Here is a 13,399-nt window from a genome sequence, read left to right as displayed (position 1 = left end):
GAGATAAGTAATCTAAGCAAGATTTAATTTCATCATTAAATCTGTTTGCATGTCGCTGCCAAGCAAAAAAGTATGTTTGTCAAAAGTGACAAACCCATTTTTTTCATAAAATCGTATTGCCCTGGGGTTTTTCTCCCATACGCCAAGCCAAAGGAATTTCATATTTTTTGATACGGCAATATCCAAGGCTTTTTTGTAGAGTAACTGTCCGACTTTTTGTCCATGAAATTCTTTAATAACATATATCCGTTCAATTTCTAACGAATCCGAATCCTTGATTTCAGTTTGAGAATTCTCATAGTTTACTTTTAAATAGCCAATTATCTGACCATCTAGCTTCGCAAAGTAAAATTCTGAAGAGTCATCAGATAGTTCTGACATGAGTTGATTCTCCGCAAAGCTTTTTTCAAGATATGCGTCCATGTCTTCTTTCTTATTTTGATCACCAAAACTTTCGAGAAAAGTACGTTTACCAATTTCTCTGAGCTGACTCAGTTCGTCCAATTTTACTCTTTGGATAACTACATTTTCTAAGTTGATCATTCCAAACAAGTAGTGGATTATTGATTAAAGCTATCAATGAAGGCCGCAAAAGATTGGATAAAATGTTCCCTGGGAGCTTCTAGGAATGCGGCATGATCTCCACCTGAGATCACAACCCAACTTTTATCATTGGTCTTCAATCTAGTGAACAGTTTATTTTGTCTCTCCGAAGGTGCAATTGGATCTAATGCTCCTTGTAATATCAATACAGGTGTGGAGATTTGAGAAGGATCAATCTTGTTGAACTGATCCATATTTCTCCAGTCTACCTTTATCGGATCATTTTCTTATGCCATCCTTACGTAAGAGTCAATAGCATTTTGACTGATGCTTCCAGGCGTAATGAAGTCACTAGCTGCATTTTCTGCTGTGTTTTTTTGTTTCAATAGCTTTATATCGCCGGGACTTTCTGGAATCTTGAAATCTAAATCTAGCCAGTAGCCAAATACCGTTAAGCTTGCTATGTCTGTTGCATTTTTCTGAGTCGCAAGTAAGCTGGATGTTGATCCCATCGAATAGCCAAATAGGTGTACTTTGCTGCTGTTACGGGAAGCTATCCAATTGACCACATGGAGAATGTCAGAAGCTGCTTTATTGGGGGATAGCCATTCAGTACTATCTCTAGGAGTAGCACCGTATCCTCTAAGGTCAAGGGCGTATGTTGAATATCCTTCAGTAACCATAGCATCCATTAATGACAAGTTTTCGCCTTCTACCTGTAAATCAAAGTTTGGAAGACTACTCCACGTTCTTCCATGGATAAAGAGGATTGCACCTTTCGAATTTTGAGACTTCTTTTCCCACAAATTCATCGGGTGACCATCCGAGATTACCGTATGATTTGATAGTGTAATTTGACTTGATGCCTCAGTGTCACTCGAGGTTCTATCAGTTGCTGGATTTGTATTGCAGCTTAATATCAAGGTTGACAATAGAATAACTGAAAGCATTTTTTTTAATGTGACCATTTTATAAGCTAATTATTTTGAAAGTTTAAGGATTCTCTGAGCACCATGTTTTAACTCAATACGATTATTAAGCTTAAGTTAAATTTCGGCACTTAAATTCGAGAACCAAAAAAAGCCAGACCTAATAGTGGTCCGGCTTTCATTGTACATGGTGTGGTGACTCTTTTTACTCTTCTCCAGGAAGGTTCATGCTATCTGGTCCTTCTTTCACCCAATAGAAATTTGGTGCTTTCTTCTGACGAGGATAAACTTCATCCAGTGTATTGCCATCATATAAGCGACCGTTCTTCATTACGTGAGAAATGGTATTCGTATTTCTAATATTATCCAATGGATTTTTATCCATGATCACTAAATCAGCAAGTTTACCTGCTTCAATAGATCCTAGATCTTTACTAAGTCCAATTGCTTTTGCACCTAGAATGGTAGCGACCTTCAAAGCATCCAGATTAGGCATTCCTCCACTTTGAACAGACCATAATTCCCAGTGATAACCAAGACCCTGAAGCTGCCCGTGTGATCCTACACCAGCAATACCTCCTGCTTTTACAAGATCCCCAACAAATTCACTGTGGCGAGAGAAGATGTGTTCTTCTTCAATGAACCAAGCTCCTCTTCTTCGAGATTTTTGGTCAAGTTCGCGCTTAGGAGTGAAGAAGTTGATCTTACTATCATTCTGAACATCTTCCGTAGCATAGTAGTACTCCTCTGCCCACGGCCCACCATATGAAACAAGTAGGGTAGGAGTATAAGCCATCTGTGCTTCTGCCGTCAGTGACAATACATCATTGTAGATCGGATGGATAGGATAGGCGTGCTCATGTCCTGGATATCCATCGATCAATTGAGTGAGATTCAATTTCATATCCAAAGCACCTTCAGTAGTTGGCATAAGTTTTTGCTCTTTTGCCGCTTGGATAATCCACTGTCTGTGTTGACGATTACCTGTGATATACATTTTGATGGTCTTGGTATTGAAGTACTCAGAGTATTGTTTCAATACATTTTGGGCATGCTCTAAGCTCTTGATGTTATAGTACCAGAATCCAACGCCTGGACCAGTAGAGTATACTCTTGGGCCGAGAACATCTCCAGTCTCAACCATATCGGAATAGGTAAGTACATCAGTTGTTGCTGTTTGTGGATCTCTCGTAGTAGTCACACCGTAAGCAAGATTGGCAGAATAAACCCACACCTGGTTTTTATGAAGTCCCCAATTTGGCCACATATGAGCGTGCGTATCTACAAATCCAGGAGTGATCGTTTTGCCACTCATATCCATCACTTTGGCATTGCCAGCGTCTATGCTGCCAGAAGAACCAACGGCTTTGATTCTTGCATTTTCAATTAAAATGTCACCGTTTTCGATTACTTCATCCCCATTCATGGTGATTATTCTTGCACCTTGAAGAAGTACCGATCCTTTTGGAACGTCTTTTTCAACCTCTACCTTGATTCTAATTTCATTTGGCTTATAACCTTCATCTTCTTCTTCCTCCTCAGCATCTCCCTCTTTTGTAGCCATTTCTTCTTCATCGCTTGCTCCTTCTTCTTCATCATTTTCGCTTCCTTCTCCCTCAGAATCCTCTTTCTTCATTTTCTCTTCTTCATCCTTCTTTTTCTTTTCTTCCTCCTCTTTTTTCTTCTTCTCCGTCAGCTCTTTCTTTACTCTTTCTGCTTCGGCCATGTCATAAGCAAAATAGGCATTGCCCAATGTGAAATTCACCGTGTTTCCATCGTTGTTCCAGTGAGCAAATTCTCCTCCAAATGTTGTGAGCTTCCAACTTGGAAATGATGCGCTTTCAGGATTAGAAACTGATATTTTAACGGTTTCAGCTCCTACAGGAGGCACAGTCACCACAAACACATCATTGTTGATTTTAGCGAGTGCTTTATCTCCTTTCGGAGCCATCAAAATGTATTCAGCATTACTTGGCAATCGCTGAGGTTCGCTTGGTCCGCCTTCCATATAAAGGTTATGGTCATGATTAAGTGCTGGGTACGTCATAATCCCAGATACTTTAATATGTTCTTTTTCATCCGTACCATCCCAACGCATGGAGATCAAGCCTTTGCTAAAGTGATACATATAGATTCTGTCATCTTTCTCTATAAAGTGCGGAAGATCCCTTCCTCCTGAAGACTTGATCTTATTTACATTGCCGTCATCTGCGCTAATCCAACCAATGTTTTCTTGAGCTCGAAAAGCAAATGGTCCTATTGCATTTTCATATGCTTTGGCAGTTCCATATAGGAATGCAATTCGATTTGACTTTTTATCCCAAGCCAAACTCGTGTAAACGCCACCTTGATTGGTGAGCTTAGTAATTCTACCGCCGGATGCTCTGACTTTATAAATATGTCCTTCATTTCCTTCCCAGCTAGAGAATGCTAGCATTGTGCCGTCAGGCGACCATGTTGGCATTGCTTCAGTAAAGTCATTTTTAGTGACTCTTTTTGGAGTACCACTCGGATATTCCATCACATAGAGCCTATTTAATACTGTAAATGCCAATTTGCTACCATCAGGTGATCGCTTTGCATCTCTTATTTGATTAGCTATCATCTTAGCGCTGTCGTAGATCGGGTAATCAAACTGAACCATCGGTCCAAAATCCAATTCTTCATCTACTTCAAATGGAATTTCTGTCGCATTTCCTCCGTTGATAGGGATGCGCCAAATTTTACCACCATAAGATGCTATCACCGACTGGTTGTCCGGGGTAAATGCCATTGCAGGGTATACTCCAAGTCTTGCTCTAGATTCTTGATCGTCTCTTCTTACTGGGTAAGCCAACCAATCTTCTTCTCCAGTGGCAAGATTTCTTTTTCTTAGGCCAGTTTCAGTATTGTATCTCGACGCATAAACCAACCACTTACCATCAGAAGAAAGCGTTGGAGCGAATGCTGATCCGTACTGATTTGTCTGTCCAGCAATTTCACCGGTTTCTCTATCGTAAGTGGCAAGTTGGTATTGAGGCATTTGTGCATTGTAATTCCATGCTCCAAATCTTCTCGAAAACCATAAGTACCTATCATCTTTTCCAAAAGCAGGTTCAATTGCCTGTAAAGCATCTGGCTTTTTGATGATTTGAATTCCGCCTCCACCATCTTTGTGATACATGTGCATTTTGAGCGTACGAATTCCTTTAGACGCAAAAATGTAGTTTCCGTCATTTGACCATTCTGCGGCTTGATAGTACTTGTCTCTATCCTTAGTAATTTGCTTTGGTTCGGCATCCTCATCTGTCAAATCAAGCGTCCAGATGTTTTCTGATCCGCTTCTGTCCGATGAGAATACAATTGAATTACCATCAGGGCTGTATCTTGGATGATCATCAAAAGCCATTCCGGAGGTGACTTGTGTTGCTTTACCTCCGGCAATTGGAAGTGTGTAAAGATCACCCATCATATCGAAGATAATTTCTTGTCCATTTGGGTGAACATCAAGGGAAATCCATGTTCCCTCCGTAGTCTTGAGACGTAGGGTTCTTTCAGGTTCGAGAGGCAACTCCTTGGTTGCCTTTTTTTCTTTGGTAGTGTCAGTATCAGCTTCTTTTTCGTCTTGAGCCAACACGACCAAACTTACCATTGTAAGTAGGGCTAACAATAAATAACGCATTAAAGTAAATAAAAGGTTAAGAATCTAATTTAATAGTAAAATCCTGTTCAAGCGAAAGAAGTTATATGAGTGGAGTTCAGGAGATTAAATTGAAAACCTTTTGGAGTGAGGAAAGTATGGTGGAGGAAGAGCTAAAGTATACTTTGAAAAAAGAAAGGGGGGTGGTTCCCCAATTGCAATTGGTTACTGATTATTTAACCATTCGTTCCATATTGTCCTTAAGCTTGGGCCAATCTGCTGAGCCATCGTTTTTGAGCATCTTTGACAGCATGCCAATGGATTTTTCTTTGAAGCCAAACATTTTTGCTATCATCTCGCAAAATTTGATTTCACTTAAATAGACTTTGCCATCCGACTTCATTACGCGAACCATGTCAGCAAGAATCTCAATCTTGGAGTCAAAACCTAATTGGGAGCTGAAGTCCAAATCAAAAGATTTCTTTTTCAATTCTTCAAGAATGATTTCATCCAGTTCTTCGGATGAAAGACTGCTTTTTTTTGCAAGGTCGTGAATGAAATTTCGTTCTGTATCTTCAAATTGATTGTCGACTAAAGCGAGTTGGATCATGATTCTAAATTTCTCTTTATCATTCATAGTATTACTTTTTGTTATACTACAAACTGAATAAAAACATTGGGTAGATGACATGAGGTCATTACCTGATAATGCACTAGAAATTTTACCTAATTAGTTTTTGAATCTCACTTTTTGAGTTCAAAAACAGCGGTTTGTTTTGGGCCAACTTGGAAGTCAGAATTAATATCAATGGTATTACCACTAATTACATTGATACCGGAATTGTAGCTATCTAAGATTTCAGCAAAACGATCACGCTTAAATGTTTTAGATTCTTCATTGCGATTCATTACTACCATAACAGCCTCGCTTTCTGTATGTCTGAAATAAACGTATGTGTTGTCTTCAGGAATAAAATGAGTAAGCTTTCCATTATGTACTGCAGATGAGTTTTTGCGCCAGTTGGTGATTTTCTTCACATATTCGAAAGCTACCTGCTCTGTTGCACTTCTTCCATCTTCGGTGAATACGGATCGTTCATCTCTAGGCCATCCACCCATCATATCTACTCTTTTCCGTCCGTCTCCTTCTACCGGCGCATTTGCTAGCATTAGTTCTGTACCATAGTATACTTGAGGAATTCCTCGTGTTGTCATCAAGTAAGCATATCCCATCTTGAATAAATCAGCATCTTCGCCTACTTTGGTGTAAAATCTCTCAATATCGTGGTTGTCAATAAAGATCACGTTTTGATTTGGATCAGAGTAAAGACGATCTTGGGAAATAGCATAATAGAGTTCGGAGAGTCCATTTTTCCAACCAAAATTATCGACCATAGCTCGATCCAATGCAAACATGATTTGAAAGTCTGTGACACTTGGAAGTTTAGAATCGTAACCATCATTTTGTCCAGGGATGTCTTGCTGCCAGTAAGACTCATGTGCTACGCGTTCAACCCAGGCTTCGCCAACAATGTTGAAATTGGGATAGGAAGAGGTAACGGCTTCCACCCATCGAGATAAGTACTCTTTATATGGATAGACGTAGGTATCCATGCGAATGCCATCAACACCTGAATACTCGATCCACCAAATTGAGTTTTGTATAAGGTACTCCGCAAGGATAGGATTTCGCTGGTCCAGATCTGCTAGCTCAGGTACAAACCACCCTTTCTGAAGCTTATCTAAGTCATACTGTGATGCATGCGGGTCAGATTGCACTTCACCTCTGAAGTTTGTGGTTCCGTATTTTTCAAAATCATGAAACCAATCATCAGTAGGAAGGTCTTTTAGCCACCAGTGTTGGTCACCTACATGATTGTGGATCATATCCATGATTACTTTAATACCATTGTCGTGGCATTTTTGAACAAAAGATTGGAATTCCTCATTAGAGCCAAAACGACGATCTATTTTGTAGAGGTCGGTTGCTGCATATCCATGGTAAGCTCCATAAGAAGGTTTCATGTCATTTTCGAAAGTAGGAGTAAGCCAAACAGCCGTCATTCCAAGCTCTTTGATGTAGTCTAAATGATCACTCACTCCCTTTATATCCCCACCGTGTCTAGCATTAGGATTAGCTCTATTGGCCGACTCAAGCATTCCCTCCACCGAATCATTTGCAGTATTTCCGTTTGCAAATCGATCTGGCATGAGTAGGTAGATAACATCGCTGCTATTGAAACCTAGATTACGATTGGAGTCACTACTTCTTTTCCTGATTTCGTAATCAAACTTGATGCGTGTCTTTTTCCCTTCTTTGAGTTTGATTTCGAAGGTGCCTGGTTGCAACGTTTCACTTAGCGTCATACTAATCACTAAGTAATTTGGATTGTCTAGACGTGTTACTTCGGAAATTGAAATGCCATCATAGTTGAATTCCGGAATGAAATTCCCGATGTCTTCGCCATGAAGCATCAGTTGAAGTGTTGATACAGGCATGTCGTTCCACCAAAAAGGAGGATCAATATGCTGCAGTTGATTCTGTGATTGGGAAGAAAATGAATATAGGCAAGCTGCCAGTATCAATAAAAACCTCATTTCTGATTATTTAGCAATTAAAAATTTTAAAGGAATATGTAGACGCATTCTCCATGCATTTTCATTGTGGGCATCACCTTCAAATTTCTTGGATAGAAAATTCTCTTCATTATACCCTCCTGATAGAAATATAGAATCAGCTTTCGGTTGTAGGTCCTGATATAGCATGTCCAATGTTTCAGTTCCATAGTCGAAGTAGAATCTATGAGTAGAAGGGTTTGGTAAATTGCTTTCTAAATATGTGAAAAAGGCATCTGGAATAGGATTATTTTCTATGGTAAAAACGCCTGGCCAATGTGTGCTGAGACATGCAGCTCCCCCAAATACATATGGATATTCAGAAACTCCATAGAATGAGATAAGTCCACCCATGCTTGATCCAACTAGGAAAGTATTGGAAGGGTCAGAAAGTGTAGAGTAGGCGCTATCAATGTATGGCTTAAGTTCATCAACTATGAATTTTAAATATTGATCTGATTGCACCTTTTCCTCAAATAAGAATAATTCTTCTGATCGCTTTAAATGATATAGAGAGTCTATAGTAATCGAATCTAGACTTTCAAATGGCTTTTGCGGAAAATATTCTGGGTGTCTGAGTTTAGAACCACCATTCCATATTCCAACCACAATAGCTTTTCTAATCTCATCATTCGAAATGAGCTCATCCATGGTTTCATCTACTCCCCATTCTTGACCATTCCATGTAGTTGTTGAATCAAATAGCATTTGACCGTCATGCATGTAAATGACTGGATATTTCTCCTCCGAAGAATAGAATGGAGGTAAATAGATTTTGATAGTACGATCTTCAACAAACTTACTGGTGAACAAATCAACGCTCTGAAGCGAAGACTTATCCTCTTTACAGCCTCCTATGTAGAGAAGCAATAGCAATATGATGAAGTATCTATTCATAGAAAAAAAGCGACGTAAGTCGCTTTCAATTCAAATAAAAATGTAGTTAGTAGTTATCGTTTTGTTCAAGATTAGGATTTGCAATCAAGTCTGATGCTGGGATAGGGAATATGTCCAAGTGAGCAGGAGTAGAAATGCCTTCTTCTACACCACCTTTCCAAGGCCATATATAATCACCACCAGTAAATTTGCCATGTCTGATTAAATCAGTTCTTCTTGTTGCTTCCAGGTAGAGCTCACGTCCTCTTTCATCTAATATCCAATCTAAATCAACGTCATTGATTGAAACATCTCCGTTAGTATTACCATAGGCACGTTGTCTCAACTCGTTGAGGTAATTCAATGTAGTTGCTGATATACTTCCGTTCTCCTGAAGTTCTGCTTCTGCAAGAATCAAATAGGCCTCTGCAAGTCTGAAGACAGGGTAATCAGTGCTTACCTGATCAACACCAGGTGCTCTTCTTCCAGTTGTGGATTCAAGGTTATTGAATTTAGGTACTGCATAACCTTCCTCGAAATTCCCGATATCGGTAATTTCTAACGTTTGATCTTCTGTGAAAAAGATTGCTCTTCCATCAGGGCTATTGCCATCAGGATCTAATGCTGCATTAGGGAATTTTTGAACAAAAGCGCTTGTCGTGCGATAGCCGCCCCAGCCTGAAGGTACACCGTAGTCCATTTCTGCTTCATCTTCAATTTCAAGTCCGTTTCTCATGTTATCCATCATTGCACCACCTATCGCGCCCCTAATGATCGTTGTTGTACCTCCCCATGTTTGTGCTACCAACCCATCATGAATAATGGGCCAAATAATTTCATTGGTTCGCAAGTCATTGTCTCCCATAAACAATTCTTGATAATTATCATGAATGGTATAGGTTCCTGAATTAATCACTCTGTTGGCTTCAGCCAGTGCATCTGCATACCTGTCTGTACCAATATATACTTCTGCATTCAAGTATAGTTTAGCCCTTAACATCCATACTGCTCCTTGATCTAACCTGCCATAAGGATGTGTGTCTTGTCCTGCAGGAAAAAGCTGACTTTCGATTTCATTTAGTTCTGATTCAATAAAATTGAATATTACTTGGGGTTCTACTTGAGAGGGTAGATCCGACGTAACAGATGTAATCAGAACTACATTTCTAAAGTGATCAAGGGCATGCCAATAGGAGAAGGCCCTAATGTATCGCACCTCAGCAATAAACCTGTTTATTTCATCCTGCTCATCAGAACTAAGGTTTTCAGGTAGGTTTTGAGCGACTCTAAGAAAATCATTGGCAAGAGATATGGTATAGAATATTCGGTAGTATAGTACTCTTACAAACTGATTATCTGAACTCCAGGAATGATTATGTAAATCTCGAATTCCAGCATCTTGCCAAGCGATAATAGCTTCGTCAGTAGTTAACTCTTGAGCTTTCCACCAAACTCTTAAGTAACTCGAAAAGCCCTCATCATTAATAACAGTAAGGTCGGGCTGACCTGCTGCTCCCTGTTGGCCAGTGAGTGTCAGTGAAGCATAAATTTTTGCAAGGTATGATTCATAACCTTCGAAACTTGCAAATGTTCCCAATTCATCATCACCAAATGAAGGTGGATCTATATCTAAATCCGTGCATGCACTTAACGAAATGATTGATAGTATAACTAATAATTTTTTCATGACTCAATTAAAAATTTAAGTTCAGACCCAATACATATGTTCGAGATCTTGGGTAAGCATTATTGTCAATTCCTGAAAGTCCTCCAATTTCCGGATCAATACCTTCATATGGAGTGATATTTAATAGATTGGTGCCTGTGAAGTACACTCGACCATTAATGATATTCTTAATACCGAAACTATAACCAAGAGTAATATTGTCAAGTTTGATGAAGTGCACATCTTGCACATAGTAACTGGAGAGTAACTGTCTGTCGTCAAACTGTGTTTCGTATGCAGATCTGTGGATATTATTGGCAAAATTTGCACCCTTGACTCCTTCGAAGTTTCCGTATTGTGAGAATACGTTGTTATAAACTTGAAGACCAGCAGCACCTCTAAACGTCATGGCGAAATCAAACTTTTTGTACTGCACATTGGCTGTAAGACCATAGATCCAATTCGGAGCAGCTTTCTTGTAAGTGACTAAGTCGTTTTCATTAATTGTTCCATCTCCATCTTGATCAACATAAATATCAAGATCGTTCTCAAGACCATCGCCATTGTGATCTTCACCATCGGTAAGTGGGTTACCATTAGCGTCTCTTCGATGTTCCCATACAAAGAATGCCGTGTTTGGTTGCCCAACTCGATATACCTGAATTGTTCTTCCAACATCACCAGATATTCCTCCAACTCTAATTCCAGGATCGTCTGGATCGTTGCTTCGATTTAATTTGGTAATCTCATTCTTGTTGTATGCAGCATTAGCACTTACATCAATTTTTAAGTCATTCTTATCGTAAACGACAGAGTTCAATAGAACTTCAAAACCTTTACTTTCAAATTCGGCAACATTAGTTACTGCTCTATCACCTGGAATGATTCCAATTGGGAAAATCACATTTAAAAGAAGGTTAGATGTTACTTTATTGTAGACATCAAATGATCCAGTTAAGCGACCCTCGAAAAGTCCAAAGTCTACTCCTAGATTTAGGGTTTGAGTTGTTTCCCAACCAACGTTTATATCTACAGCATTCGGACGAACGGTGTTGACGGTATCTTCTCCAAAAATGTACTGAACACGATCGTCACCATCAGAATAAAAGAAGAGGTTATCAAAATCACCGATGTTGTTCGGATTACCCAAAGAACCATATCCAACTCTCAGCTTCAAATTGCTAAGTAAATCTTGCGAAGCAAGGAAAGGTTCGTCAATAACCCTCCACGCAAGGGCCAACGAAGGGAAAAGTTTCCATGGTTCTCCAGTATCGCTAATTCTACTTGTACCATCTCTTCTTAGTGTTGCGGTAAGTAAATATTTGTCCCTGAATTTGATATTAGCTCTACCAAAGAATGAAATCAACCTAGAATTTGCATCATTAAATAGGAGCGGGTTTTCTAAGAATCTTGAATTTGCTTCTAGTTGAGCAGATGTTAAATACTCGCTTACGGATGGGATAATTAATGAATCTACTGCTGCATCATCTTCTATCAGTCTCAAACTTTTATCTACTTCAAATGTATTGTCATAGTAAGAATATCCAGCAGTGAAGTCCATGTCTAGATCATTGATCTTCCTCTTGTATGAAAAGAATCCTTCGAAATTTCTACTTAATCTGGTGTCCTCTTGATATGTAAAGCTTCCAATATCACCATCACGGTTGGCTGCTTGAATAATTTGCTGGCTTAATCCTTCTGACTTGTCGTATGATCCAATTGCGTTTACACTAAGCCCCTCGATGAACGGAATCTTATACTCAACCTTCAATGAGTATAGGTTTCGTATTGACCTACCGATATTATGAGTGCGATTTATTTGAGAAACCGGATTTGCTGGAGCTAATGGATTGGACCATTCAAAGTAAGTAGAATCCGTATCCATTACAGGCTGAGTAGGAGCCATTACGAGTGCACTACCTACTACATTTGGTGCAAATCGATTGTTGATTACTGCATGTTTTGAGTTCCAGGTAAGAATTAAATCTCCGCCAAGGGCCTTGTGATTTATGTTGGCTGACCCAGCAACACGCTTTGTGCTAGATGTGTTTAATACACCATTCAGATCCTGATAATTAAGTGAAATCCTACTGCTAGTATTTTTACCGATACCAAAAGAAGATGCTATATTATGATTTTGTCCAGTTGCAGTACGCGTAACTTCATCAAACCAATCTGTATCGTACAAAACATCATTAACACCTAGATCATCTATGTTTTGAGGAGCTTGTCGTTCTACAGTGAATACAAATTCATCCGTATTTAGCATATCCACCTTTTTTCCTATTGTAGAAACAGAAAATGATCCATCGTATGTGAACTTAGGCTTACCTGTGGATCCTGTTTTTGTAGTAATGATAATTACTCCACTGGCTCCTTGTGACCCGTAAATGGCTGCAGCTGAAGCATCTTTTAGTACTGTTATATTTTCAATGTCGCTCGGGTTAATGAAGCTCAAAGCGTTTCTCGTACCAGCAACTCCTCCACTCGAAATAACTACTCCATCAATTACGTAAAGTGGGTCACTTCCACCTCCTAAACTAGAACCACCTCTGATACGAATGGATGTACCACCGCCTGGTTCACCACTATTGGGTGTGATTTGAACGCCTGCTACTTTTCCTGCTATTAATCTTTCAGGTGAAACGATCATCCCTTTGTTGAAAGTCTTTGAGTCTACTTTGTTGACCACACCGGTCACATCTCCTTTTTCAACCTGTCCATAACCAATAACAACGATTTCTGAGAGTTCTTCAATTTCTGTTGTCATGCTTAAATCTATGGTGGATCTTCCTCCAACAGCCTGCTCTATGGTTTTGTATCCGATGTAAGTGAATACGAGTGTGTCTGTAGATGATGCGGAGAGCGAATATTTCCCTTCTATATCTGTCGATGCTCCTCTTTGGGTGCCTTTGATCTGTACGGTTACTCCTGGTAGGGTAGTGCCGTCTTGTCCGTCTGTCACTGTGCCTCTTACTGTCTGCTGTCCATTGGCCAGAAATGTGGTCAATGAGAGTAGGAGCAAGATGAAATTTTGTGACCTCCTCTTAACGATTAAAATTCTTTTGTTATTCATTGAACGCTTCTTAATTAGAGTGCAAGAATTGACAAGAGATCATCTCGGAAATTCTTGTTGGTTTGCAATTTCAA

Annotated in this window: 9 protein-coding genes; all 9 read right to left on the bottom strand. The window is 39.5% G+C overall.

Annotated elements, in window-relative coordinates:
* Positions 1 to 12: 12 nt before the first annotated feature.
* The 9 genes from ACY650_RS00560 to ACY650_RS00520 all read right to left on the bottom strand — a co-directional run bounded on the left by ACY650_RS00560 (position 13) and on the right by ACY650_RS00520 (position 13,325).
* Positions 13 to 543, bottom strand: a complete 531-nt coding sequence (locus ACY650_RS00560; RefSeq protein WP_462250665.1) for a GNAT family N-acetyltransferase — start codon at positions 541 to 543, stop codon at positions 13 to 15.
* A gap of 17 nt (positions 544 to 560) precedes the next feature.
* Positions 561 to 797, bottom strand: a complete 237-nt coding sequence (locus ACY650_RS00555; protein ID WP_462250663.1) for an alpha/beta hydrolase — start codon at positions 795 to 797, stop codon at positions 561 to 563.
* A gap of 33 nt (positions 798 to 830) precedes the next feature.
* Positions 831 to 1,511 (bottom strand): alpha/beta hydrolase, encoded by a 681-nt coding sequence (locus tag ACY650_RS00550; protein ID WP_462250661.1) that lies wholly within the window; start codon positions 1,509 to 1,511, stop codon positions 831 to 833.
* A 166-nt stretch (positions 1,512 to 1,677) separates the two neighbouring features.
* The gene (locus ACY650_RS00545; RefSeq protein ID WP_462250659.1) at positions 1,678 to 5,133 is read right to left on the bottom strand and encodes an amidohydrolase family protein; all 3,456 of its coding nucleotides are present in this window, start codon (positions 5,131 to 5,133) and stop codon (positions 1,678 to 1,680) included.
* 190 nt (positions 5,134 to 5,323) lie between these two features.
* Entirely contained in the window at positions 5,324 to 5,728 is a 405-nt protein-coding gene (locus tag ACY650_RS00540; protein ID WP_462250657.1) for a TerB family tellurite resistance protein, read from the bottom strand.
* Between the two features lie 107 nt (positions 5,729 to 5,835).
* The gene (locus ACY650_RS00535) at positions 5,836 to 7,689 is read right to left on the bottom strand and encodes a glycoside hydrolase family 13 protein (RefSeq protein ID WP_462250655.1); all 1,854 of its coding nucleotides are present in this window, start codon (positions 7,687 to 7,689) and stop codon (positions 5,836 to 5,838) included.
* Positions 7,690 to 7,695: 6 nt separating this feature from the next.
* On the bottom strand, positions 7,696 to 8,604 hold the full coding sequence (locus ACY650_RS00530; protein ID WP_462250653.1) for an alpha/beta hydrolase: 909 nt from the start codon (positions 8,602 to 8,604) through the stop codon (positions 7,696 to 7,698).
* Between the two features lie 46 nt (positions 8,605 to 8,650).
* Positions 8,651 to 10,270: a RagB/SusD family nutrient uptake outer membrane protein gene (locus tag ACY650_RS00525; RefSeq protein ID WP_462250651.1), complete on the bottom strand. Its 1,620-nt coding sequence runs from the start codon at positions 10,268 to 10,270 to the stop codon at positions 8,651 to 8,653.
* 7 nt (positions 10,271 to 10,277) lie between these two features.
* Positions 10,278 to 13,325, bottom strand: coding sequence for a SusC/RagA family TonB-linked outer membrane protein (locus ACY650_RS00520; protein WP_462250649.1), 3,048 nt, complete (start codon positions 13,323 to 13,325; stop codon positions 10,278 to 10,280).
* Positions 13,326 to 13,399: the final 74 nt, after the last annotated feature.

The sequence above is a fragment of the Ekhidna sp. genome (assembly GCF_963691765.1).
Classification (GTDB): Bacteria; Bacteroidota; Bacteroidia; order Cytophagales; family Cyclobacteriaceae; genus Ekhidna.
Note: the sequence above shows the minus strand (reverse complement) of the source record. Positions and strands in the feature narration are given on the sequence as shown.

Excerpts from the sequence above, each read along its gene's own strand:
- ACY650_RS00555 (WP_462250663.1), bottom strand. The coding sequence starts at position 797 with ATGGATCAGTTCAACAAGATTGATCCTTCTCAAATCTCCACACCTGTA.
- ACY650_RS00530 (WP_462250653.1), bottom strand. The coding sequence starts at position 8,604 with ATGAATAGATACTTCATCATATTGCTATTGCTTCTCTACATAGGAGGC.
- ACY650_RS00550 (WP_462250661.1), bottom strand. The coding sequence starts at position 1,511 with ATGGTCACATTAAAAAAAATGCTTTCAGTTATTCTATTGTCAACCTTG.
- ACY650_RS00540 (WP_462250657.1), bottom strand. The coding sequence starts at position 5,728 with ATGAATGATAAAGAGAAATTTAGAATCATGATCCAACTCGCTTTAGTC.
- ACY650_RS00520 (WP_462250649.1), bottom strand. The coding sequence starts at position 13,325 with ATGAATAACAAAAGAATTTTAATCGTTAAGAGGAGGTCACAAAATTTC.
- ACY650_RS00525 (WP_462250651.1), bottom strand. The coding sequence starts at position 10,270 with ATGAAAAAATTATTAGTTATACTATCAATCATTTCGTTAAGTGCATGC.
- ACY650_RS00545 (WP_462250659.1), bottom strand. The coding sequence starts at position 5,133 with ATGCGTTATTTATTGTTAGCCCTACTTACAATGGTAAGTTTGGTCGTG.
- ACY650_RS00535 (WP_462250655.1), bottom strand. The coding sequence starts at position 7,689 with ATGAGGTTTTTATTGATACTGGCAGCTTGCCTATATTCATTTTCTTCC.
- ACY650_RS00560 (WP_462250665.1), bottom strand. The coding sequence starts at position 543 with ATGATCAACTTAGAAAATGTAGTTATCCAAAGAGTAAAATTGGACGAA.